At 40.0% G+C, this 25,849-nt stretch carries 20 protein-coding genes; 13 read left to right on the forward strand and 7 right to left on the reverse strand.

Features of this window, described 5'->3' with window-relative positions; genetic code table 11:
• Positions 1-87 precede the first annotated feature (87 nt).
• Positions 88-684, forward strand: a complete 597-nt coding sequence (locus ABEG20_RS12960) for an RNA polymerase sigma factor (RefSeq protein WP_406823755.1) — start codon at positions 88-90, stop codon at positions 682-684.
• 3 nt (positions 685-687) lie between these two features.
• On the opposite strand, the gene ABEG20_RS12965 is transcribed toward ABEG20_RS12960, so the two are convergent.
• Positions 688-1,689: a hypothetical protein gene (locus ABEG20_RS12965; protein WP_406823756.1), complete on the reverse strand. Its 1,002-nt coding sequence runs from the start codon at positions 1,687-1,689 to the stop codon at positions 688-690.
• A gap of 128 nt (positions 1,690-1,817) precedes the next feature.
• Between ABEG20_RS12965 and ABEG20_RS12970 the strand changes: the two genes are divergently transcribed.
• The 4 genes from ABEG20_RS12970 to ABEG20_RS12985 all read left to right on the forward strand — a co-directional run bounded on the left by ABEG20_RS12970 (position 1,818) and on the right by ABEG20_RS12985 (position 9,431).
• Entirely contained in the window at positions 1,818-3,008 is a 1,191-nt protein-coding gene (locus ABEG20_RS12970; RefSeq protein WP_406823757.1) for a FecR family protein, read from the forward strand.
• A gap of 136 nt (positions 3,009-3,144) precedes the next feature.
• A complete protein-coding gene (locus ABEG20_RS12975) occupies positions 3,145-6,588 on the forward strand; it encodes a TonB-dependent receptor (RefSeq protein WP_406823758.1) in 3,444 nt (1,147 codons plus the stop codon).
• A 10-nt stretch (positions 6,589-6,598) separates the two neighbouring features.
• Complete coding sequence (locus ABEG20_RS12980; protein WP_406823759.1) at positions 6,599-8,143, forward strand: RagB/SusD family nutrient uptake outer membrane protein; 1,545 nt, start codon at positions 6,599-6,601, stop codon at positions 8,141-8,143.
• 55 nt (positions 8,144-8,198) lie between these two features.
• On the forward strand, positions 8,199-9,431 hold the full coding sequence (locus ABEG20_RS12985) for a M14 family metallopeptidase (protein WP_406823760.1): 1,233 nt from the start codon (positions 8,199-8,201) through the stop codon (positions 9,429-9,431).
• A 53-nt stretch (positions 9,432-9,484) separates the two neighbouring features.
• Here ABEG20_RS12985 and ABEG20_RS12990 read toward each other — a convergent pair whose 3' ends face one another.
• The 6 genes from ABEG20_RS12990 to truA all read right to left on the reverse strand — a co-directional run bounded on the left by ABEG20_RS12990 (position 9,485) and on the right by truA (position 17,601).
• A complete protein-coding gene (locus tag ABEG20_RS12990; protein ID WP_406823761.1) occupies positions 9,485-10,324 on the reverse strand; it encodes a cyanophycinase in 840 nt (279 codons plus the stop codon).
• On the reverse strand, positions 10,324-11,349 hold the full coding sequence (locus tag ABEG20_RS12995; protein ID WP_406823762.1) for an isoaspartyl peptidase/L-asparaginase family protein: 1,026 nt from the start codon (positions 11,347-11,349) through the stop codon (positions 10,324-10,326). The genes ABEG20_RS12990 and ABEG20_RS12995 overlap by 1 nt, the downstream gene beginning before the upstream one ends.
• A gap of 6 nt (positions 11,350-11,355) precedes the next feature.
• Positions 11,356-11,952 (reverse strand): hypothetical protein, encoded by a 597-nt coding sequence (locus tag ABEG20_RS13000; RefSeq protein WP_406823763.1) that lies wholly within the window; start codon positions 11,950-11,952, stop codon positions 11,356-11,358.
• 180 nt (positions 11,953-12,132) lie between these two features.
• Positions 12,133-14,295 carry a M12 family metallo-peptidase gene (locus tag ABEG20_RS13005; RefSeq protein WP_406823764.1) on the reverse strand — a complete coding sequence of 721 codons (2,163 nt, stop codon included), beginning with the start codon at positions 14,293-14,295 and terminating at the stop codon, positions 12,133-12,135.
• 567 nt (positions 14,296-14,862) lie between these two features.
• Positions 14,863-16,632: an ABC transporter ATP-binding protein gene (locus ABEG20_RS13010; RefSeq protein ID WP_406823765.1), complete on the reverse strand. Its 1,770-nt coding sequence runs from the start codon at positions 16,630-16,632 to the stop codon at positions 14,863-14,865.
• Between the two features lie 216 nt (positions 16,633-16,848).
• Positions 16,849-17,601 (reverse strand): tRNA pseudouridine(38-40) synthase TruA, encoded by a 753-nt coding sequence (truA, locus tag ABEG20_RS13015; protein WP_406823766.1) that lies wholly within the window; start codon positions 17,599-17,601, stop codon positions 16,849-16,851.
• A 193-nt stretch (positions 17,602-17,794) separates the two neighbouring features.
• Between truA and ABEG20_RS13020 the strand changes: the two genes are divergently transcribed.
• The 8 genes from ABEG20_RS13020 to ABEG20_RS13055 all read left to right on the forward strand — a co-directional run bounded on the left by ABEG20_RS13020 (position 17,795) and on the right by ABEG20_RS13055 (position 25,455).
• A complete protein-coding gene (locus tag ABEG20_RS13020) occupies positions 17,795-18,262 on the forward strand; it encodes a DUF4293 domain-containing protein (protein WP_406823767.1) in 468 nt (155 codons plus the stop codon).
• A gap of 16 nt (positions 18,263-18,278) precedes the next feature.
• On the forward strand, positions 18,279-18,839 hold the full coding sequence (locus tag ABEG20_RS13025) for a DUF4256 domain-containing protein (protein ID WP_406823768.1): 561 nt from the start codon (positions 18,279-18,281) through the stop codon (positions 18,837-18,839).
• A gap of 67 nt (positions 18,840-18,906) precedes the next feature.
• Positions 18,907-19,308: a hypothetical protein gene (locus ABEG20_RS13030; protein ID WP_406827398.1), complete on the forward strand. Its 402-nt coding sequence runs from the start codon at positions 18,907-18,909 to the stop codon at positions 19,306-19,308.
• A 78-nt stretch (positions 19,309-19,386) separates the two neighbouring features.
• A complete protein-coding gene (locus ABEG20_RS13035; RefSeq protein ID WP_406823769.1) occupies positions 19,387-19,713 on the forward strand; it encodes a DUF2200 domain-containing protein in 327 nt (108 codons plus the stop codon).
• A 262-nt stretch (positions 19,714-19,975) separates the two neighbouring features.
• On the forward strand, positions 19,976-21,880 hold the full coding sequence (locus ABEG20_RS13040; protein WP_406823770.1) for a DEAD/DEAH box helicase: 1,905 nt from the start codon (positions 19,976-19,978) through the stop codon (positions 21,878-21,880).
• A gap of 160 nt (positions 21,881-22,040) precedes the next feature.
• The gene (locus ABEG20_RS13045) at positions 22,041-22,472 is read left to right on the forward strand and encodes a putative quinol monooxygenase (protein WP_406823771.1); all 432 of its coding nucleotides are present in this window, start codon (positions 22,041-22,043) and stop codon (positions 22,470-22,472) included.
• A gap of 221 nt (positions 22,473-22,693) precedes the next feature.
• The gene (gene bshC, locus ABEG20_RS13050; RefSeq protein WP_406823772.1) at positions 22,694-24,280 is read left to right on the forward strand and encodes a bacillithiol biosynthesis cysteine-adding enzyme BshC; all 1,587 of its coding nucleotides are present in this window, start codon (positions 22,694-22,696) and stop codon (positions 24,278-24,280) included.
• Positions 24,281-24,369: 89 nt separating this feature from the next.
• Entirely contained in the window at positions 24,370-25,455 is a 1,086-nt protein-coding gene (locus ABEG20_RS13055) for an Ldh family oxidoreductase (protein ID WP_406823773.1), read from the forward strand.
• Positions 25,456-25,849 lie beyond the last annotated feature (394 nt).

A 25,849-nucleotide genomic window follows, 5' to 3' on the forward strand; every position in this document is an offset into this window, starting at 1 on the left:
CCTTTGTTAAATTGGCTTACAAAGGTGGATTTATTGTCCGGTAATTCATATATTTAGCGATCCAACAAACCAAACTAGCAAACATTCATGTCCGTGTATAATTTATCTGCTGAAAAGATATTGCTGCAAAAAATTGCCGAAGGCGATGCCTACGCCTTTAAGCATGTTTTTGATCTGTATAAAAACAAGGTATATAGTTTTGTGGTCAGGTTTGTGCACTCAAGGGCTGATGCTGAAGAAATTGTGCAGGATACTTTTTGTACCATTTGGCAAAAACGGGATATACTTCCCAACATTGAGCATCCACGCAATTATATCTACACCATTGTACGCAATAAAACCTATACCTACCTTAACCAGGCGGCAAAAAATCAGAAAGTCCTGGCACAGCTATGGGCAAACATGCAGTTAGAACAGAATGATATTGCCGATCTTACCGATTTACGGGACAGTGAGCTCCTGCTCAAAAAAGGTCTGGCCAACCTGTCAGAGCAAAAGCAACAGATTTTTAAACTTAGCAGGATAGATGGCATGAGCCATGAAGAAATTGCCATCCAGGTTGGACTATCCAAAAGCCGGGTAAAAAATGTGATCGTAGATGTACTGAAATACCTCCGCCATTATCTTGCCGAAAACAACATCAATGTCAGTATTTCCAGCCTATTGTTTTATTTCTTGATGTAAATGCTAGTTAAAATATTTATTTATAAACCCGATAATTGACTTCGCAATAGCTCTTGCATAATCGTTTCTGCTTTTATCGTTCATCCGTACATCCGAGTTAAATTCTAACTGAATGGCAGAGATATTTCCGGAAAACCGGGATCCATGCCTCGCCGTGTTATAACCGCCATTAAAATACCTCCCATCGGGAAAAGCATTTGCATCTATCGGATTGGGATAGGCCTTGGATGGTGTTGCCGTAAATACATTTTGATTTAAAAGCGTGCCGAGTGCAGTATCTCCCGTAGTTAGTTCTTTCATAGTGGCCCTACCCGATCTTACCAAAGCCCGTACACTCGATTTATCGGCCAGCTTTTCGAGATCGCCAGTTCCAAAGTCTTTACCACTCAATAATAATCCTACCTCTGTGCGCTGTGGCCGGTGCGCATTCCCGTGGATATCCAAAACCAATCCCGGACCATTTTTAGCAACCTGAGATTTGGCATCATCTATATATTGATGAAAAGCTTTCCAGGCTGCTATCGCATTTTTATCGCCCTGCGCCGCCAAAGACAGGGCCCTATTGGCGTCCAGTTTACTCCGGTGCAGATGGTTAAGCACAACATGCGGGCGCAATCCGGTAGCTTTTCTGATTTCTTCCGCTAAGGCTAATGTGAGTTCGAGTGTTTTCGAATCAGAAACTGCAGAAAAACTTTCAGTATCGCCGTAATCCACCTCATTTGCTGCTGACACAAAATCCTTGCTACGTGTATGCATAAATTCTGGCTTGAGGTTGCCACCATGCGGCGAGGTAAGGATCAGTTTTGAGGCGGCATCACCTGCAATATATTCGATGGCTAAAGCATACTCGCCAATAGCTGATTCAACCTTAAAGGTATAACTTTTACCAGGCTGATATATTGCGAGGCTGTCTTGCAATGAAAATGTTTTGGCAATGCCTGATCCCTGGCAAGCTAAGCTGCTCAACAATAGCGCAATAATGTAAATCCGTGTTCTTAAAGACATTTTTTGTGGTTTATTAGCTATAGACTTTTTCTACGAATAGAAGGACCGTAAAAAAAAATATTTTTTTTTCGCGGTCCTTTAGCTGCTGCAGTTAGTCTATCTGTTAAACCAAATTTACCTAAAACATCATGCCCGAAAACATTAAACAAAGAATTAACGAGTTATTGATGCAATATCTGGACAAGCGCATCTCTGAAGCTGATTTCAAAGAATTGTTCGAATACCTGGATAACGCCGAATACAAGCCCATTTTTGATGATTTTATGAAAAAATCGGAAAAAGAAACGCTACCGGATGTAACCGCTAATCATGTAGACTGGGATCACATGTATCAACAGATCGTGGAAAACGAGCAGAAAAAATCGAAGTTCGGTTTGATTATTAATTTCGGAAAGAAGCTGACTATTGCAGCATCGCTGGTGATGATGGTTTATCTTGGGTATCGACGATATCATAAGTCTGACGTTGTGCACAACGTGATAAATGTTCAGAAAAAGGACCTTGCTCCTGGAAAGAACAAAGCTATCTTAAAGCTTGCCGACGGTTCTGAAATTATACTGGACGATAGGCACAACGGGATACTGACTACACAGGGGGCGGTAGAAATCAGCAAAAGCGACCAGGGGACATTGGCATATATGGCAGAACAAAATTCTGCATCGGAGAAGATTTATATTAATACCCTAAGCACACCAAGGGGTGGCCATTTTAAACTGATGTTACCTGATAAAACAATGGTATGGCTCAATGCAGAATCGTCTATTACTTTTCCATCAACCTTTAACGGAAATGAACGTAAGGTAAAGGTAACCGGCGAAACTTACTTCGAAGTATCAAAAAACGAGCATAAACCTTTCATTGTAGAAAGTGGTGCAGCACAAGTAGAGGTTTTGGGCACGCATTTCAATGTAAATGTATATCCGAATGAAGAAAATTCGGCAGTCACGCTGTTGGAGGGATCGGTAAAACTAAGCAGGCAAAGGCATTCAAAAATACTCCTGCCCGGGCAACAGGCCGTATTTAACCCAAAAAATGAGCAAATACGCGTTAAATATGTGGATGTAGACAATGTGGTGGACTGGAAAAACGGGTTATTTATTTTCGAAGATGCCAGTATCCCTGAAGTGATGCGCCAGATTGAAAGATGGTACGATGTAGACGTAAAGTATATCGGGAAAATACCTGGTATTAAATTCAATGGAGCATTAAGCCGTAACAACAAGGTGTCGAAATTACTGAAACTTTTACAGGCGGCCGGAAATATCGAATTCAATATCCACAATAAAACAATAGAAGTAAAACAAAGCAAAACACCATGAGATAGATAAACCGGCATACCCATAGCAAAAAAATCCCGCCTGGTGGCTGCCGGACGGGATTTCACTAAAGCTGCAGGCAGCAGTTTTGGGCTATAAAATTATCAACAGCTCTACAAACCTAAAACCAAACAAACTTATGAAAGATTGTCTACAATCTGAAACGGGCACAACTATGCCCAAAACCACCAAACAACAAAAGAGAAGAAGTTATGCGTTTAAAGCTTTTTTGGTCATGAAATTTACAACAATCATCGTCTTTTGCCTATCTATTCAGCTCAGTGCCAAAACCATGGCACAAAAAGTAAGTTTATCAGTAAAAGATGCCAGCCTGAAAACGGTTTTTAAAGAAGTAAGAAAACAAACCGGCTATTATTTTATTTATAGCAACGAGGTTTTATCTCAATCCAGGCCCGTATCCGTCCAGGTTAAAAACCTGGATCTGGACAAACTCCTTGCTATCATTTTTGATCACCAGCCGCTGAATTATGCTATTGAAGAAAACACCATTATCGTCAATACCAAAACTATGGCTCCTGCCATCAGGGCAGACCGGGTCATTACCGGTATCGTTACCGGACAGGATGATAACCAGTCCTTACCCGGCGTATCGGTAAAGGTTAAAGGAAAAAACGGGGGCGTCATCACCAATATGGACGGCAAATATATCATCAACCTTCCCGAAGGGGAAAACACGCTCGTATTTTCGTATTTGGGTTACACTGCAAAAGAAGTTGTGGTGGGTTCCTCAAATACACTTAACGTTAAGCTCACGGTCGAAAACAAGCAATTGGAAGAAGTAGTTGTTCAGGCTTATGGAACCGTCCGGAAAAGTGCGCTGACCAATTCAGTTTCTACAATTAGCGCAAAAGAAATTGAATCCAGGCCCATATCAAATCTGGGTGTCGCACTGGTAGGCGCTGCTCCGGGTTTGCAAACCACTACCGGAAGCGGACAGCCAGGTGCCGGTCCGGCCGTAAGGATCAGGGGATTTGGCACCATTAACGGAGGCTCAGATCCTTTGTATGTGGTAGATGGCGCACCTTATGAAGGCGCTTTGAACAACCTCAATCCCGATGATGTGGAAAGCATCTCCGTGTTAAAAGATGCTTCGGCTTCTGCTTTGTATGGTTCGAGGGCAGCCAACGGCGTTATCCTCATCACCACTAAAAGAGGGAAAGATAGTCCGGCCACGCTAACCGTAAAAACTACCCAGGGATTAAATTCGCGTGGATTGAGCGATTACGAAAAGGTAAATGCCTTTCAATATTATCCGCTTTTATGGGAATCTATGAGAAACAGCCTGGTAACTGGCGGTGCAACATTAGATGCTGCCAACACGCAGGCCTCCAATAATATTTCGGGTGCGCTCGTTTCAAACCCATTTAATGTACCAGACAACCAGATTGTACTAACCGATGGAAGAATTAATCCTGAAGCCAGTTTGATTTATCCCGAAGATCTGGACTGGCGTGATGCGCTACGCCGCACCGGTTTGAGAAGTGAGTATAATCTAAACTACCGGGGCGGCAGAAATAAAAGTGATTTTTTTGCTTCTCTTAATTATCTCAAGGATGAAGGTTATTCGGTTTTAACTGACTTTAATCGTTACAGTGGCCGGGTAAATGTGAATTCTCAGGTTAATAAATGGATCAAAACCGGGATGAATGTTTCGGGATCTGTACAGAAAACAAAAGTAGGTAATGAAGATAGCGGAATCTGGGAAAATCCATTTTATACTGATCTGATTTTCGGACCTATCTACGCGGTACATAAACACAATCCGGATGGAAGTTACATTTTGGATGCATCTGGCAATAAAGTTTATGATGAAGGTTATACGCGCCCAATAGCACCAGGTAGAAACGTGATCGCAGAAACAGAATACAACGATAATTTCACCGAACGCAATTTTTTAAGTGGCAGAACTTATGCAGAGATTTCTTTTCTCAAAAACTTTAAATTTACCACCAATCTTAGCTTAGATTTAAACAATTACAAATTTAACGTTTTCGACAGTCCGAAGATCGGAGACGGACTTACCTCGAACGGGCGGAGCAACAGGACCAATTCTACAACCCGTACCATCAACATCAACCAATTGTTAAATTACAACAAAACCATTGGCAGACATAACATAGATGTACTTACCGGACACGAATCTTATCAGCGTCGTTACGATTATAATTTTGGCAGTGCAGCCGGACAAATTGTAAGTGGTTCAACCGAATTGAGAAATTTCGCTAACATACTTTCACTAACATCTTATCAGGATAACTACCGTATTGAATCTTATTTCGGACGGATGCAGTATGATTTTGATGGGCGCTACTTTCTATCTGCTTCTTATCGTACAGATGGTTCCTCCAAATTTGCACCTGATTACCGCTGGGGTAATTTCTGGTCGGTGGGCGCCGGCTGGCAAATCAGTAAAGAAAAGTTTTTTAAAGTGGATTGGGTAGACAACCTGAAAATCCGCGGATCATACGGCCAGGTAGGTTCTGATGATCTGGGCAGCTATTATCTTTATCAGACCTTTTATGATACTGGATTTAAGAACGGAAATGAAGCCGGAATTAAACAATCACTGGCATTGGGAAATGAGAAAATTCAATGGGAATCTAACGACAATATGGATGTTGCCCTTGAATTTGGTTTGTTAAAAAACCGGATCTCAGGAAGTGTTGAATATTTTAACCGCTATACGGATAATCTGTTGTTTAACGTTCCATTGGCCTTATCATCGGGTTTAACAACTCAAAATCAGAACTTTGGTAGTTTGTACAATCGCGGGATTGAAATCCAGCTGGACGGCATACCGGTAAAAACCAAAAATTTCACCTGGAATATTGGTATCAACTGGACGACCATCAACAATAAAATCTCTAAACTGCCATTCGATGAATATATTGATGGAACCAAAAAATACATGGTGGGCCAATCCCGTTACGATTATTGGCTAAGGGATTATTATGGTGTTGATCCGGAAACGGGATCAGAACTGTATGTTGCCGGACCTGCTGCCACCTCAACGAAAACGATGGCCGACGGAACCGTAGTAACCACCAGCGGAAGCAGTGCGCAATATCATTATGCCGGTTCTGCCATTCCTGATTTTTATGGCAGTATCAATAATACTTTTACCTATAAAAATTTCTCGCTGGATTTCAGGTTCATCTACCAGGTGGGCGGTGTTTCGTTTGACAATGATTACCAGTCGCTCATGCATAACGGAACATATGGGCGGGCCCTTCATGTTGACGCTTTGAATCGCTGGCAAAATCCCGGCGATATTACAACCGTGCCAAGGCGGGCCATCGGAGCAACCATGTACGATAGTGATAAATGGCTGGTTGATGCTTCCTACCTGTATTTACGAGCCGCTAACTTTAGCTATAACCTGCCTAAAACATTTACAAAAAAAATAGCCATCAATAATGCCAGAGTTTTTGTCACGGGAGAAAACCTTTTTATGAAATCGTACCGGAAAGGTTTTGATCCTTCTCAGGCTTTTAATGGAAATACAGGCTATACCTATGCGCCAACACGGATTATTTCTTTAGGTTTAAACGTAACGCTATAATATCATATACATGAAAATTTTCAAACTCACACCGGTATTCATGCTTATTACGGCATTGCTTACCTCCTGCAAAAAAGACTTTTTAGAAACCTTCCCTACCGATCAGGTGGCCCAAACTACCGCCTTTGAATCTTTAACGAATGCCAAACTGGCCGTTAATGGTATGTATAGACTGATGTACCTCCAAATTTCGAATCAATCGCAGGATGCTCACGGGGCCATGATGCTGAATATGGACGCCATGGGCGAAGATTTTGTATGGTCGGGTAATACTTATAGCTATTTTAAACCGGCTTTACGCTGGGTAGATCACCGCAGCGCTGCAACAAGTTTGGCGGCCTTTCCTTACATTCTGTATTATCGCATCAACAGCAATGCCAACATGATTATCGAAAACATCGATAAGATTGAAGGTCCTGTAAATGAAAAAGCAGCTGTTAAAGGCGAATGCCTTGCGGTTCGGGCCTGGTGTCATCTTAACCTGGTTCAGCTGTACGGTAAGCGCTATGAGGCCGGAAAACAGAATACCCAGGCTGGCATACCTATTATTATCAGCAACAGTGGAGTTGACCAGCCACGTTCAACCGTAGAGGATGTTTACAAACAGATTAATGCCGATTTAGATCAGGCTATTTCCTTGCTTTCAACCGCGGTAGCCAGACCGGCCAAAACCCACGTAAACCTCAATGTGGCCAAAGGTTTTAAAGCACGTGTAGCGCTTACGATGCAAGATTGGAGTACCGCAGCGAAGATGGCCAAAGAAGCCCGTACCGGACTGAGCTTAATGAGTAATGCTGACTACCTGGGTGGATTCACACAAATCGCAAATACAGAATGGATGTGGGGCGCCAATCAGCTCGCAGATCAGGTTCCTACTTATGGTTCATTTTATTCTTATGTTTCGGCCAACTTCAACTCCTCTTGGAACAGGCTGGAACCGAAAATGATCAATTCCGTTTTATACGCTAAGATTGCCAGTACAGATATCCGCAAAAAACTATGGTGGGACGGTACCACTGCTGATAAGGTGAATTTTCCAGGCGCCATTGATGCCGCAACCAATGCACCGGCATCAGGTGTGAAGGTAATTAAATATATGCACCGTAAGTTTAAGGTGCAGGATGTTAACAGCCGTGCAGGAGATATTCCTTTCATGCGCGTGGCAGAAATGTACCTGATTGAAGCAGAGGCCCTTGCCAGAAGCGGACAGGATGCTGCCGCCGCAACAGCACTTTACCCTTTGGCCGTGAGCAGAAATCCATCTTATGTTTTATCAACAAAAACCGGAAATGACCTGATTGATGAAATCATGATTCAACGAAGGATTGAACTCTGGGGTGAAGGTTTCCGCTTTTACGATCTCAAAAGAACAGACAGTGAACTTAACCGGAACGGGATGGATAATCCCCGTGTAAGCAGTACGGTAACCTATACTGATATTGCCTTTACCTTATCAAAGCCTAAGCCTTCTCGAAGTAATGTATGGGAATACAAAATCCCTCAAGACGAGATTGACGTGAATAAAGCGATAGGCCCTGAAGATCAGAACCCATAATTAACCTCCAGATAGGGGCTGCCCATTGGGTAGCCCTTTGATAAATGATTGTGTAATGAGTAAATTATCCAGAATGTTCATTATTCAGTTTTTAATGCTGAATATATTATTGTCTTGCAAATCCAGATCGATCCAGGCTACAGCAACAGCTTTACAAGAGGTAGTCCCTAAGGCTTCGATCGGGTTTCAGCAAAGAAAAGTTTTTGATTTCAACCAGGGCACTGTTGCCTTCAGTAATACTTTTGCCGGAGCAAGATTAAACCAGGTGATGCAGCTGAACGACAGTACTTTTAAACTGCTCATCGAGCCCGAAAATACACCCGTTAATCCAAGTCCCTGGTATGCCTTTAAGATATGGTCGGCTCATCAACGCCGTTATATATTGCAGTTAACCTATGTCGGCACCAAACATCGTTACGATCCGAAGCTCCAGCTAAAAAATGGCGCATGGAAAGATGTGCAACCTATCGAGGTGAGCAAAGATGGAAATCTTGCCAGCTTTGGTTTGGAGGCAGGTGCCGATTCTTTGTTGGTTTCGGCTCAGGAATTGATGAATAGTCATGATGAATACCAGTGGGAAGATAGCCTGGCTAAACTGCCATTTGTAACCCGGATGGAGATTGGCAAAAGTATACTGGGGAAAGCCATTAACGCTTTGAGCATTACTGAAAGCAACGGAAAAAAGCTTATTGTTATCCTCAGCAGACAACATCCCCCTGAGGTGACCGGTTATATGGCCATGCAGGAGTTCGTCAGAACGGTGAGTAGTTCATCTGCTCTGGCCCGCAGTTTCCGCAAAGCTTATGAAGTTGTACTCGTTCCGATGATCAATCCGGATGGCGTTGATGAAGGAAACTGGCGGCATAATATTGCCGGGGTAGACCTAAACAGAGATTGGGAAAATTTTATCCAGCCTGAAACAAAAAGTGTAAGGGATTATATTCTGAAAAAAGTTGACCGGCAGCAGGCAAAAGTATATTTCGGTATTGATTTTCATTCAACTTATCACGATGTGTTTTACACGAACGAAGATCAGCCACTGCGGCAAACTAACCGGCCTGGCTTTACCCTTAAATGGCTCAAGGCCTTTGGTGAATCGATCCCCGGCTTTAAGCCCAATATCAAACCTTCACCAAATGGTGGAAATGTATCCAAAAGCTGGATGGGAAGAGTTCTGAATGCCGAAGCATTAACTTATGAGGTAGGTGATGACACGCCAAGGCCAACACTTAAACTGAAAGGCCGGGTGGCCGCAGAAAAAATGATGGAACTGCTGCTCGCTGAATAATATTTTTTTAATTTAAAATGGCCGATGCGTAACCGGCCATTTTCATATCTGTTTTAGGGTTTAATGTTAATCACATCACCTGCGGTAAAAATACCAAAATCGGCCTGTTTAAATTTTAACAGCCCTTTATTTGTTTTTTTGATGTCTTTTGGATTTGCCAAACGAACGACCTGGCTTTCGCCTGCAACGGTTGCCTTATTGCCATGAACAATGATGGCCGTGCTTTCATCAATACCGATGCAAACCAAATTGGGATGGGCGGCTAAAGCAGAAATTAAGCGGTTATAACGGTTACGTTTTAAAAAATGCTGATCGATAATGGTATTTTGCAATAACCCCGTTCCTTCCGCAAATTCGATATTTTGATCCCATAATTTGTTAAAGGTTTCTTTGTAAACGGTATCCAAAAGCTGTTTGCCGGTAATCATGTATTTGCTCATTACCGCAGCGCCAGCGCTTGTTCCGGCAATGGTTGCCCCATTTTGATAGGCTTTATGAATAGCAGTATAAACCGGGGTATTGAGTACCGATTTCATAAAACGGTTTTGGTCGCCACCTAAAATATAAATCAGTTTTGCCCCAGTAAGGGAATCGATCCATTTTTTATCGTTTACGTCGTGTTTGCTAAAGTTAAAATTCCTGATTGTTCTGTTGTCCAGCTTTTTTAATTGGGTAGAAATTGTCCCGAAACCCACATCGGGTACTTCACTGGCCATGGGCAGCACAATAATATAATCGTTCGCTTTCAGTGAAGCCGTATTCAGCATTTCTTTCATCAAAGCATCTGATCGGTCGCCTCCGCCAATAATAAACAGCTTACCTTTGGCCTTTCCCTGCGCAGCTGCCATCAGCGAAAGGCCGGCCAGCCATGCCATCAAAAATAGCTTCTTCATTATTTATAAATGTTTACTTCAATTTTACCATCGGCAGTGATGGTGCCTCGGTACATGCCTTCGGTATTGAATGGCATAGCCACATTGCCTTTTTTATCTAAAGCGATCAAACCACCATCTCCTCCCATTTTGCCCACTTTATCCAAAACCATTTTCGACGCTTCGGTTACCGAAATGCCTTTATATTCCATTAAATCGGAAATGGTTTTGGCTACCACATTGCGGATATAAAACTCGCCCCAACCGGTACACGAAATTCCTGCAGTTTCGTTATTGCAATAAGTACCTGCACCAATAATTGGCGCATCGCCTACCCGTCCGTATTTTTTGTTGGTCATGCCACCTGTTGATGTACCCGCTGCCAGATTACCTGCTTTATCCAAAGCCACACAGCCTACGGTACCGAATTTATAATCGTGGTTTTTGATGCCAAGCAATCCTGATTTTTTACTGCCATGATCTAAAACTGCTTTGGTAGAATCTTCTTTAATGGCTTCCTGCAAACCTTCCCAACGTTCCTTTGTCCAGAAATACTTAGGATCTACGATTTCAAGTCCCGCATCTTTTGCAAACAGATCGGCACCCGAACCCACCATCATTACATGTTCCGATTTTTCCATTACCGCTCTTGCTGCCGAAATGGGATTTTTAACAGTTGTAACACCCGCAACGGCACCTGCCATCAGGGTTTTCCCGTCCATAATGGCGGCATCCAGTTCATTTCTGCCATCGTGCGTAAAAACTGCCCCTTTACCTGCATTAAAATGGGGATCGTTTTCTAAAACATGGATCGTTGCCTCAACAGCGTCGAGACTGGATTTTCCTGCTTTAATTTCTGCATAACCGGCCTGCAAAGCCTTTGTTAACGCAGCTACATAAGCAGCCTCTTTCTCTGGCGTCATGTTTTTCTTTAAAATGGTACCTGCACCACCGTGGATCACCATTACATATTTTTTCTGCTGTGCTGCAACATTCAATGCCAACACAGTACACAGTAATACCGCAAATAATTTCAATGCTTTCATTTTATTTTATTGATCTTTTTTATTTAAAACTCCGTTATCGATCCACCATGCATACCATTTTCCACCACTGGCCTCATTTGCTTTAAAGGTAGCAACATTAAAACTTCCACCACCATTAACCGAGGCCTGAATTTCGTAAACAGAAACAGCTTTTTCGTTATTGTTCCAATTTACTTTCTGGTTTGCTTCGAACTGCTCTGGTTGTTTACCGGCATCGGAAGAGATGAAGTAAGCATAACTGTAAGGTCTGGTTACGGAATCATCACCAAAAACTTTAGCCATTCCGTCTTTATCAATGCACACAGCTGTACGCTCGTCTACAGCAATACATTTAGCCTGAACTGAAAAATCTTTATTAATCCTCCCTAAAAACACCACCGATCTTCCTTCACGATCTCGGGTTAAATAATGCTGATCGGTAATTACATTTTGTAAATAAGGCACTTTCAGAAAATCGTTATTATACAGGGTAACATTGGTATGGTACGGATTTGCCAATGCCTGTGCAGAGGTTAAGCCACCGGTTTCGCCGCTGTAATAAAAACCACCCAAAATAGCGCAGCCTGCACTGGTACTGCCAAATGGAACCTTTTTTTCGTTCAACTGGGTTAATAGTGAATTTGATTGGCAAAGTCACTAATTTTAACTTCAACTAATAGACTGATTTACCGAATTGAGCTAGCCCTCTAAAGTAAAACTACCTTTAATTCATATCCAAAAAAATACCTTTCCAAAAAGGACGTCCTTCACTTGAATTAATCTTTATAAATTCAGATCGGCTCTTTAATGTTTAATAATAATTTGCTTTTTAATAACTTCTTTAGCTTCGAAAATATGCAAAAAATATATACCATCGGGGAGACTTGAAACATCTAAAATAACATTCCCCGCTACAGCAGAAGTTTTGCCTTTTTTAAGTTGATTCCCTTTATTATCTAAAAGTTTTACCTCAAAATTATTTGTTTTAGCTTTAAATCTATTTTTTGAGCTTGCTATATTGATATTTTCACTACTTATGTAGAGTTCTTGTGAGACCGGATTTGGATATATTGTATACCTATGATTGTTTGAGCAAAATGGCACATTAATATCCAAATAGAAATAATCTAGGCTCCAACCGCAATTGTTTTTAACACGAACAGGAACAGATAAAGTACCAACAAAGGCAGGGTTTATTTCAAAATCGCCAATTGGACTTCTTGACATATCAAAATACCAATTTAAATCATTAACCACCTCAAATTCATACCCACCAGTCAATTCGGAAGAATTTCCTAAATCATCCAAATATTCAAAATTCCCTCTCCCCCCATATTCACATGGGCTTAGATTGAGAGGATTACTTGGTATACCCATATTGAAATATACTCGCCCAGAATAATTAACATTTGGCACGCCAACTTGTACCCCTTTCCTTAACACGTAAGTTTGTGCATATGGCAAGTTGGAAATCGTAGCCGTTATCACGACTTCTCCATTAAATGAATTATTCCTTATAACTGTAACACTATTCCCTGTACCCGAAATGTTGACCGCACTCATATTTGAAGTTCCCCAGGTAATGTTCGCCCCAGCCGGTATATTACTAACTGAATATACTTCTGAATCGCAAAGTTCGATTTTCCCATTTATTTCTCCAGTAAAGCATTCACTTAAACATGCAGCGTAAACTACAGAATTTCTGATGACATTACCTGGTTGAGAACCAAATCCGTTACTAAAGTTTATTCCAATGTTTGGCAATAAGTGACAATAACTCATAATGGTTCCTCCGTTAGTAGGCATTGGACCATCTGAGCACCCACCCTCACTACTCGCACATCCATCAATAGCTGTATTATTCCAATTCCACACACATGCCTGAGTATGATGTGAGCCAAATAGATGACCAAATTCATGAGTTACTACCATAACGGTCCAACTATAAGCGGGAATTTGATTAAAAAAATTATAAATACCCGCTACAGAAAGCTTTTCATCAACATTTGAATTGCACAGCCCATTAAAACCCGCGGCTTTACCACCACCAACGTTTCTAAATGTAAGTAACTGACCTAAGTCCCCATTAATAGAGTTCGTGTGATTTTGAAATTGATTAAGTAAATCATCTGTAGTTGTACCAGTATAGGGATCCGGGGTGGTCCAAATATAGATTTCTGAAATACTGGTTTCGATATTTTCATTTTCATAAAGCGCTGATACTTGATTCATCATTGCACTAATATATGCTTCCACATCACCGACATTACCAAAGTCTTGAAAAATATCGTATTCTGTTTCTAAATAAAAGCGGACACATTTTCTATCTGAATTCACAGATGTTTTTGACCGTATTTGAAGAGTTTTTGCATCGTATTGCTTCGATTTGTTTTGCATCAAACAATTGAAAGAACTCTTATCCACAGAATTTGTATCTTTTATAAAAGTGTACTGCTTTGTATTACGGTTTAAAGTAAGATTAAAGTTGCCATTTTTATTTGATATCAGGCCAATAACTTCATTATCTATAAAACTAATTGTTACAATGCTATTTTTATCTCCTTGGATAATTCCTCTGTAATGCCGTATTTTTTTATTTCTTTGGTATTCACTCCTATCACTAGTAACTACTTTAAAGTTATAGAATATAGCAGGCACCTCAATTAACTCCAAATTCATGTTACCTGCTCTAAGCGGTAAAATAAGAAGCAAATTTTCACCTAATGATTCTAAATTTTTAGGCGAATAGTCAAAAAACTCAACATCATTGATGTTTTTAACTCCTTTTACATTATATCTCTTGTCTATCCCCTTGGAAAAAAGGTTAGTTAGTGGTACGAATTTTCCTTTATCAGCTTTTTTATTTTGAATTTTTTCATAAATAATGTTTTCCTGGGCATTTGCATAATCAAAAAAACAAAGAACTAATAAGCTAGAAATTAAAAATTTCACAAGGCTAGATTTCATAGGAGAGCGTTAATTTGATCAATTTAAACTTCCCTAAAATAAAAAATTATTAATAATTTTTTATTTTTTTTAAGAAATACATTGGATATTCTTTTCATTAAAAATTTTACCTCTTACGTCAATTATCTAACATTACTAACTTTGGGTGCAGGCATAATTAATTAATATTTTCTTAACTTTCCAACTAAAATGTCACGATATTAAAACCTCTGTAATTGCATCTTGATTTTTGGTAAATCTGCATCGTAGCTAAGAAATAGCCGCCTTGCAACTTAATTTCTTAAAGACAGGTACAAACGGCACTTTTTTGGTTATTTAGTATTCTTCACTTTCAAGTTCTACCCAATAAAGATTGTAAATTTTGCTAAATGCAACCTCATCTCCTTGCTTTAATAAGTCAAAAAGGGCATGATCATGCACACAATTTCTCTTGATGTTCAAATGATTAGTTGGGTTGCGAAACCAAACATAATCATTTTTGAGGAATTATGTAAATCACCTCATACAAGAATTAATGCGCAAAAATTCCTAAAAGAGTTTATCTAAGTTTCAAAACAGATATGTCTGTCAGACTTTGGCAATCCCTTTAGAAGAGAACTGCAGATCGTAAAGTTTTTTATAATAACCGTTTAATTTTAACAACTGCTGATGTGTACCTTTTTCCTTGATTTCTCCTTTATCGAGCACGATAATCTGATCGGCCTTTTGAATGGTTGACAAGCGGTGTGCGATTACAATTGATGTACGGCCCTCCATTAAATTATCAATGGCTTTTTGGATCAGCAATTCGGTTTCGGTATCTACCGATGAAGTAGCTTCATCCAAAACCAGGATAGCCGGATTGTGTACCAACGCACGGATAAAGGAAATCAGCTGCGCCTGACCTGCAGAAAGTGTAGCCCCTCTTTCCATCACGTTATACTGATAACCACCAGGCAAACGTTCAATAAAATCATGCGCACCCACTTTTTTTGAAGCATTGATCACTTCTTCGATCGTAATTTCGGGGTTGTTAAGCGTGATGTTGTTTAAAATGGTGTCTGAAAACAGGAAAACATCCTGCAGTACGGTCGCAATATGACTTCTCAGGTAATCAAGCTCAAAATCTTCAATATGGATGCCATCAACAGTAATATCTCCTTTTTTCACTTCGTAAAAACGGTTCAGGATATTAATGGTAGAAGATTTTCCGGCACCGGTTGCACCAACCAGGGCAACGGTTTCGCCAGCTTTTACTTCAAAACTGAGATCTCTTAACACATATTGATCATCGTTGTAAGCAAACCAAACTTTTTCGAACCTGATGTTACCGTCAAGTTTAGCCGGTTTTTGTATGCCATTATTTGGCGTAGTTTCGTCGGTATCTAAAACTTTAAAAACACGTTCGGCACCCACCATACCCATCTGCAGGGTATTAAATTTATCTGCCAGTTGGCGGATGGGCGTAAAAACCATGCCGAGGTACATAATAAACTGTGTAATGGTGCCGGGAGTAACATCTAAAGGTTTGGAAAGAATGCTTTTTGCACCGTACCATACCAATAAGCCTAAAGACATGGCCGAAATTAGCTCAACTACGGGGAAGAAAATAGAATAGTACCAGTTACTGCGGATATTGGCATCGCGATAACGCTTGTTAATAGCATAAAATTTTCTGTATTCCTGTTTCTCCCTGGCAAAATACTGCACAATAGAAATTCCGGTGATATGCTCCTGCAAAAAGGTATTCAGGTTAGAAACTTCGTTCCTGATTTCCTGGAACGCGACTTTAATCGCTTTTTGAAATTTCCGGGTAGCCATAATCAGCAGCGGAATGGGCAAAAGCACGACCAAACTCAACTGCCAGTCGGTATATAACATTACGCCCACAATAACCACCACCTGCAAACTGTCGCCAATCATCGAAATTAAACCTTCCGAAAAGATATCTGCAATGGTTTCCAGATCCGAAACCGTTCTGGTAATTAGCTGTCCTATTGGTGTTTTATCAAAAAACTTAAGCCTCAACTTAGTAATGTGGTTAAAAACATTGATCCGCAGATCGCGGATAACAGACTGGCCTAATGTATTGGTTAAAAGCGTGTGGTTATATTGGATTACACTCTGCAAAATGAGCATAAAAGTCATTAACATGGTCATGTTTACCAGGCCAGAATAATTTCCGCTTAAAATATAATGATCGAGTGTGTATTTGATCAAAAACGGACGAACAGGCGAAATGGCCGCCAGCAAAATGGTTAAAATAACCGACCATACAAACACGGTACGGTAAGGCTTTACGTATTTAAAAATACGTTTCAGTAATCCGGTGTTATATACGTCGCCTGTAACTGCCATTGTTAGGGTTTAGGGTTTAGGGTTTAGGGTTTAGGGTTTAGGGTTTAGGGTTTAGGGTTTAGGGTTTAGGGTTTAGGGTTTAGGGTTTAGGGTTTAGGGTTTAGGGTTTAGGGTTTAGGGTTTGAAAATGTATTTTAAAAAGGTTTAATGGTAAATTAATAATTTCATTTTTTCATGGTGTATGGTGAAGGTTAACCTCAAACGCCTAACTGCCAGCTACCCCAAATACGGATAGTCTATCTTTACTAAATACAAACCACATGCAGGTACCGATTGCCCGGCTTTACTGCGGTTTTTACTTTCTATTATTGTTTTAAAAGCAGCTAAATTTATTTCTTTTTTACCCACCGACACCAAGGTACCCATAATGGCCCTGACCATATTCCGCAAAAAACGATCGGCCTGGATGGTAAAAACCAAACCGCCTTCCTGCTGTTCAAACATGGCTTTAGTGATCTTACAATTATTGGTGAACGTTTGGGTATTCGATTTGCTGAAACAGGAGAAATCGGTATAACTTAATAAAACAGCTGCAGCCTCATTCATGGCTTCAACATCAAGCTGATCTTTTACCAACCAAGACCTGTTGATTTTAAAAGGGTCTTTTTCGAAGTGGATATAATATTTATAAGCACGTGCTGTGGCATCAAAGCGGGCATGGGCATCATCATGTACCGGTATTATCCGTTTTGCTGCAATTTGATAAGGCAACTTGGCATTGATGCCGGTAATAGCATTCAAAACCTTAGGCTCTTCTATATCTTCAACATCAAAATGGGCATAAAAATCTGTGGCATGCACCCCGGCATCCGTTCTTCCACAGCCTAATGTTTCGATAGGCTGTCTTAAAACGATAGTCATAGCCTTATCCAGCAATTCCTGAACAGTAATTGCATTAGGTTGAATTTGCCAGCCATGGTACAAGCTGCCATCATATGCCAATTGGATGAAATACCTTTTTTTATTCAAAGCGATGCAAAAGTACAGTTTAAAGGGCAAAGGGCAAAGGGCAGAGTTAAGTGTTTGAAGTTGGGTTGATTAATACAAAATCTTTAGGCAAACCATAATAATACGCTATTATTATTCTCTACACCTATCCGGTAACTTTAATCTTCTTTCTTTTATCAAAAAAGGCTAGATTTGTTCCAATATATTTACATTCATGATACAAAGAATACAATCTGTCTGGCTTTTTTTAGCAACCCTAACACTTATTTTAATGCTTTTTTTACCAGTTGCAACAAAAGTTGTCAATGGTGATGAAAATCAAATATTCACAAATGGCTTGCATTATTTTGTTAATGGAAAAACCGGAAAGGTATTAAATGTTGATGTTTTCCTGCCATTAATCATTACGCATTCGGTACTGATATTATTGTGCTTTATTAACATTTTTAGATTTAAAAAACGAACTCAACAAAAACGGATTGCAATATTTACCATTGCGGCTATTGCAGGGTTTGCTTTTTGGTGCAGTATTTACGTAAAAGAACTTCCTGGTGGCATAGAAGGTGCCAGTTTTGGTATTGGAGCTTACCTGCCAGCGGTAACTATTCTGTTTATTGTACTGGCTATTTTCGGCATCAATAAAGACGAAAGGCTGATCCGTTCGGCTGAAAGATTGAGGTAAATTAATTAATTTCAGAATGAAGAATCGGATGTTATCTGGAGATCAAACTCAGGCGTTGCTTGACATACTAAAGAGCCGTTTCGAAAAAAACATGAACCGGCATAATGGATTGGAATGGCTGAATATACTCAATAAGTTAGAAGCCAATCCGCAGAAACTCTGGGCCATAAATGAAATGGAAGAAACCGGCGGTGAACCGGATGTAGTTGATTTTGATAAAAAAACAGGTGCATATCTTTTCTTCGATTGCGCTGCTGAGAGTCCAAAAGGACGTAGAAGTTTGTGTTATGATGCCGAAGCGCTGGCCTCAAGAAAAGAATATAAACCACAAGATAGCGCCATTAATCTGGCAAATAAATGGGGAGTTGAACTTTTAACCGAAACACAATATCATTATCTGCAGCAATTTGGCAAGTTTGACACCAAAAGCTCGAGCTGGATCAAAACACCTGAAGATATCAGAAAGCTGGGGGGCGCATTGTTTTGCGACTACCGCTACGGGAAAGTTTTCACTTACCATAATGGGGCAGAATCCTATTACGCAGCGAGGGGTTTCAGAGCTTGTTTAAGTGTTTAATTTAAAAATGAACTTAAAATATTTATCCTTCAGCCTTTCAATTGTCTTCATATCCTGGATTGTTGGCATGTTGATAAATGCTTTCATTAAAAAAACTGACTTTTATAACAATCACTTAAACCACCTTAATTTTATTAAAAGTGAAAAACTAAATAAAATTATTGGAATGCATTTTTTCAAATGGATTGTAAAAAACACCTTTTTCAAATTTTTCAATCAAAAACTTAAATTGAAAAGCAAAATTGAAAAAGCTGATTTAATTAAATTACGTGCTGAAATGACAACATCCGAAATTGATCATTTAGTGGCATTTATTTTTGTAACCTGTTTTGCACTTTTTGCATTGTACAATTTAAAATTTAAATCTGCCGGCATCATGATGTCTGTAAATGTGCTCATGAACCTGTATCCGTCTTTACTGCAACAGGAGAACAAAAGGCGGATAGATAGATTTATTAATAAATTTTAGCACTTTATCTTAAAAACCACGGTATTTGGAACGGATAAGATGAATGTAACACCAGAGCAAAATGAAAAAATAGCTAAAATGACTTTTTCATCAGTTTACCCGCATTACGTCACAAAAGTCGCGAAAAAAGGAAGAACTGTTGAAGAGTTACACCAGGTGATTAGCTGGTTAACCGGTTATAATGAAGAACAACTTCAAAAATGTATCCAGGAGAAAACAACCTTTAAGGATTTTTTTGAGCATGCGACCATACATCCCAACGCGCATTTGATTACCGGTGTAATTTGTGGTTATAGAATTGAAGAAATTGAATATCCACTGACCAGGCAAGTGCGCTATTTAGATAAATTGGTTGATGAGCTGGCTAAAGGTAAAACGATAGATAAAATTTTAAGGGCTGGATAAACCAAAAATTGCGTTTGAGCAATTGGATAAGATCTCCTGATAGACTTTCAGATCCGACCATTGAAATTACATCGGTAGTTTATTAAAAGAATTACAGGCAGCAATTCGCGTCATATTAACCCCTATTTTCCAATTCCCGTTTTTTCTTCTTCCATTTCTTCCTTATTTCCAAACATTTAGCCCAAAAACTATTTACTTGATTCTCTGCGAAATACGAAATATTAATCGTACCTTTGCGGCTCAATTAAAAATAAATAGACGAATGACAAACCCATTTCAATTATTGGGGATAAGTGATGACGTCGTTAATGCCGTAAAGGACCTTGGATTCGAAAATCCAACGCCGATTCAGGAGCAAAGTATTCCTGTACTGTTAGAAGGCACTAATGATTTTGTTGGTTTGGCCCAAACAGGAACAGGAAAAACAGCCGCATTTGGTTTGCCGCTGTTAGAACTAATCGATTTTAAAGTTAATAAACCACAGGCATTGATTTTATGTCCTACCCGTGAGTTATGCTTGCAGATCGCTAACGACCTTAAAAACTTTTCTAAAAACATTGCTAATGCCCACGTTGTTGCCGTTTACGGTGGCGCGAACATTATGCAACAACTACGCGAAATACGCCAAGGCGTTCAGATCGTAGTGGCCACGCCCGGCCGTATGTTGGATATCATTGGCCGTAAAGCCATTGATTTTTCAAATGTTAAATATGTGGTGCTTGATGAAGCTGACGAGATGTTGAACATGGGTTTCCAGGACGACATCAACGACATCTTATCAACCACTCCTGATGACAAAAAAACCTGGTTATTCTCGGCTACTATGCCAGCAGAAGTTCGCCGTATAGCTAAAAACTATATGGATAACCCTATAGAGTTAACCATGGGCACAAAAAACACAGGTAACGTTAATATCGAACACGAATATTACATCGTTCGTGCCCGTGATAAATATGCTGCCTTAAAACGTATTGTAGATTTTAACCCGGATATTTTTGGTGTTGTTTTCTGCAAAACGAAATTAGATACCCAGGATGTTGCCGAGCATTTAATTAAAGATGGTTACAATGCTGATGCTTTACACGGCGATTTATCGCAACAACAACGTGATAAAGTAATGCAACGTTTCCGTGAGCGTAACATGCAGTTATTAATTGCTACTGATGTTGCTGCACGTGGTATCGACGTAAACAACGTAACACACGTAATCAACTATTCTTTACCAGATGAAATTGAAAGTTATACCCACCGTTCGGGCCGTACCGGCCGTGCAGGTAAAACCGGTATCTCCATCTGTATCATCAACTCTAAAGAAGTTGGAAAAATCCGTCAATTGGAGCGCATTATTGGTAAACAATTTACCAAAGCTGAGTTACCAACAGGATTTGATGTTTGCGAAAAACAACTATTTTCATTAGTACATAAAGTACATAATGTAGAAGTTAACGTAGAACAAATTGATCAGTACATCCCGCGTATTATGGATGAATTTAAAGATTTATCTAAAGAGGATGTAATTAAACGTTTTGCTTCGTTAGAATTTAACCGTTTCCTGGAATATTATTCCAAAGCTCCGGACTTAAATGCTGCTGCAGGTGATGACCGTGGTGAAAGAGGTGAACGTGGCGAAAGACGCGGACGTGGTAGCGAAGGTTACACCCGTTTGTTTATCAACCTAGGTTCTGTAGATGAGTTTACCCGCGGTGATATGTTATCATTTATCTGTAATAACGGAAAAATTGGTGGCAAAAGCGTTGGTAAAATTGATTTAAAAGGTGTTTTCTCTTTCTTTGAAGTGGAAGATGCCGTTGCTGACAAAGTTTTTGAAGGCTTTAAATCTGTTGAATTTAACGGCCGCCAGGTCCGTATCGAGAAAAGCGGAGATAGCGGTCGTGGCGAAGGTGCCGGCGAAAGACGCGGTGGCGGTGAAAGACGTGGCGGTGGTTTCGGTGGAGAACGCAGAAGCGGCGGTGGTTACCGTGGTGGTGGCGACAGAAGAAGTTCTGGCGGCAGCGGAAGACGTGAAGGCGGAAACAGCGGTGGCGGTTTCAGAGATTTTTCTGGTCGCAGCCGTGATGAAAAAGGTGGAAGCAGAGAAGGTGGAAGCGGACGTAGAGAGGGCGGAAACCGTGAAGGTGGAAGTGGCGAACGCCGTAAAAAATGGTAAAACACTAAACCAAATATTTTTACAAGCCGGTTTCGTTTATTCGAAACCGGCTTTTTTTTGCCATTTTTTTTTTGCATTAATCAATACATGAGCGTATATTATTAATTTTATTGTCGAAACCAGCTCTCAGGCTTTGATTATTCAAATTAATTTAATTTAAATGATGAAAACCCTACAATCAATTTATAAAATGCAAATAAGACAAATTGACTTGCTGAAATTTATAGTTATCTTATTTATGCTAACACTTTTATTTAGCAAAAATGCTATGTCGCAGAAAAAAAATCAAATGATTCGATTAGCCAAAATTAAAGTTGACCCATTGCAATTAGATAAATATAATAGTGCACTAAAAGAACAAATGACTGCTGCCATTAGGCTTGAGCCGGGTGTATTAACCTATTATGCCGTTTCCGACAAAAATAATCCATCACATGTTACCATACTTGAAATTTATGCCGATACTGCTGCATACCAAAAGCATATCACCACAGCTCATTTTAAAAAGTATAAAGAGACAGTTAAGGATATGGTTAAATCTTTAGAACTTGTTGATGTTGATTTAATTGCTGCCGCCAAAAAACCAGACTAATGCAGTCTTAATATGTAAAAATAATCCCAAATGGATACATTCATATCAACCGCCATCTGGTTAAATATCATCAGTAACTGCTTTAACATCCAGCGTATCTTTTTTTACCAAAAAAATTTAGACAGTGAAACCGGAAGCTCTTCGCAATGAAATTATTTAACAATTGTAAAATAGTGGCTCGACTTTATATTTATCCTTAAATTGCACTACTTTCGCTCATTATGCAGGCAAAATATATTTCCTATCACGAAACCGGATCATTTTCAAAACTGGTTTTAGATTATATTAACGACGAAGAGCAGCTTAAAGCTTTTTATAGTTACCGCCCAGATATGGCCGGTTTAGCCAGCGCAATGGAGCATAGAAATTTCCTTGGAAACCGGAATACTTTAGTTCAGGTTCTGCAAGATCAATATCGGCATTTACAGCCCAATAAATCGGTTAGCAAAAACATAGAACTTTTAGCCCTCGATAATACCTTCACGGTAACTACCGGCCACCAGTTAAATTTATTTACCGGTCCGCTTTATTTTATTTATAAAATTGTAACGACTATTAATTTAGCCATCGAGTTAAAAATGGCTCATCCCGAAAAAAACTTTGTACCGGTTTATTGGATGGCGACCGAGGATCATGATTTTGAAGAGATCAACCATGTAAGTGTTGATGAAAAAAATATCAGCTGGATCCAGCAAACCAATGGTGCAACCGGAAGACTAAGTACTAAAACAGTTGCCGCAGCAGTAACCGCATATCAGGGATACCTTGGTATCTCGAAGAATGGAAAACGGATAGCGAAACTGGTAGAGCAGGCCTATTTGCAACATGATAATTTAGCCGATGCCACCCGGTTTTTAGTGAATAACTTATTTGAGAAATATGGCTTGGTGATTGTAAATGCAGATGATACTCAATTAAAAAAGCAATTTGCAAATATCATTACCGAAGATATTATTCAGCATAACAGTGCAAAAAATATCGACAATAGCTCTAAAAATCTTGAAGAACTGGGTTATAAAACACAGGTTAACGGTCGCGATATTAATTTCTTTTACCTGATCGATAATCTCCGCGAACGCTTGATTTTTGAAGATGGCAAATATGTTGTTAACCATACCGAAATTAGTTTTACAGAAGCAGAATTAAAAGCCGAAATCGAATCTCACCCTGAACGGTTTAGCCCTAATGTAGTAATGCGCCCCATGTACCAGGAAGTAATTTTGCCAAACATTGCCTACATTGGAGGAGGTGCTGAAGTGGCTTACTGGATGCAGCTAAAAGCCAATTTCGATTATTACAAAGTAGATTTCCCGGTGTTGCTGCTTCGCAATTCGGCTTTACTGATAGACAAACGAAGTGCTGAAAATCTGTACAGACTGGGCTTTTCTCTGGAAGATATTTTCCTTCCGGTGGAAGAACTGAAAAACATCTGGGTAAAACGGAATACAACTGCCCAGCTTAGCTTAGCCGATGAAACCCGGGCCATTAACAGCATTTTCGACCAGATTAAGTTAAATGCCTATAAAATAGATAAAACACTCTCTGTGTCTGCCGATACGGCAAAGCAAAGAGCAAACCGTTTGTTGGCCAACCTCGAAAAGAAACTATTCAGGGCAGAGAAAAGGAAACATGAAATGGCCTTGCTACAGATTGATAACGTAAAGAAAAGACTTTTCCCAAATGGCACCTTGCAGGAAAGGATCTTAAATATTGCACCCATGTATGTAAATTACGGAGAAGATTTCCTTTCGTCATGCATAGAAAATTTTGAACCATTGGGCGGCGATTTTACGGTTTTATTGCCGTAATTTATTTTTAGATTCGTCCTGCTGAACTCGTTTCAGCATCTATTGAAAAGACCCTGAAATAAATTCAGGGTGACGACAAATATTATAAAATGAACTTCATCACCTTTACCGAAACCAGGCTCAGGGCTTTTACATTTAGTGTTTTTAAAAAAATGGGCTGTTCTGATGAGCATGCTAATTTAGCGACCGATGTTTTGATCCGCTCAGATTTACGAGGAATCGACTCGCATGGCGTTGCACGTTTAAGTGGTTACGTACGTCTTTGGGAAAAGAAAAGAATCAACGCCAACCCGAACATTAAAATTGTACATGAAACGCCTACTACAGCAACGGTAGATGGCGATGCAGGGCTGGGTTTGGTTGTGGCGCCATTTGCGATGCAGGTTGCTATCCAAAAAGCAGAAAAATATGGCAGCGGCTGGGTATCCGTTAAAAATTCCAATCACTTCGGCATCGCAGGTTACCATGCTTTAATGGCGGTAGAAAAAGATATGATCGGCATCAGTATGACCAATGCAAGCCCTTTGGTTGCACCTACTTATGCCAACGAACGGTTATTGGGGACCAACCCCATGTGTTATGCTTTCCCTGCGGGCAAATATCCACCGGTAATTGTAGATATGGCTACTGCAGCCGCAGCTAACGGAAAACTGGAAATTGCGCAGCGTGCCAATAAAAGCATTCCCGATGGTTGGGTTCAGGATAAAGATGGCAAAAATTCTACTGACGCTAACGAATTAAAAAACGGAGGGTCGCTTCTTCCTTTAGGAAGCGATGCAGCCCATGGTAGCCACAAAGGTTATGGATTGAGTGCAACAGTTGATATTTTATCAGCGGTATTGTCTGGCGCAAATTATGGCCCGTGGGTACCCCCTTTTGTAGCATTTTTAGAGCCCTCTGCCAATCCTGTTGGCGAAGGACTTGGCCACTTTTTAGGCGCTATGCGTGTAGATGGCTTCAGACCTGCTACAGAATTTAAGGATCATTTAGATCATTGGATAGAACGCTTTAAAAGTGCAAAAACAATAGACGCTGACAAAAAAGTAATCATCCCCGGAGAACCTGAACATGAATTTGAACAGGAAAGAAAAATCAGCGGCATTCCGATTATTGATGTAGTAGTAAAAGACCTGAATGAGTTGGCGATAAAATTGGGTTTAGAAGAATTGAAATAATTGATTTTGGTTTAACCACAAAGCGTGCAAAGATAAGGCGCTAAGCGCACAAAGTTGGGTGTCGTAATTATATTTTTTACTTAAAAATCTTTCGACTACGCTACCATTCAAAGACTGCCTAAACAAGTGGTCATTGCGAAGAGGAACGGTGAAGCAATCTTTCATGCTAATGATCCTCGCTATAAAGATCGCTTCATCGGCTGGAAAAGCCTTCTCAGCAATAACGATCCTTGGAGAAGTTTATTTCAATTAGATGTGTCAATCATATTGATTTTATACCACAAATTATTCCTCAGGACGACAAACGCCAATCGATTGATCGCCATTCTAACGCCTGCGGGCAACACGAAGTGATCAGCGAAGCTAATCTTAAACACTTGCATTAAGATTATTC

Source organism: Pedobacter sp. KACC 23697, from assembly GCF_045348445.1.
Classification (GTDB): Bacteria; Bacteroidota; Bacteroidia; order Sphingobacteriales; family Sphingobacteriaceae; genus Pedobacter.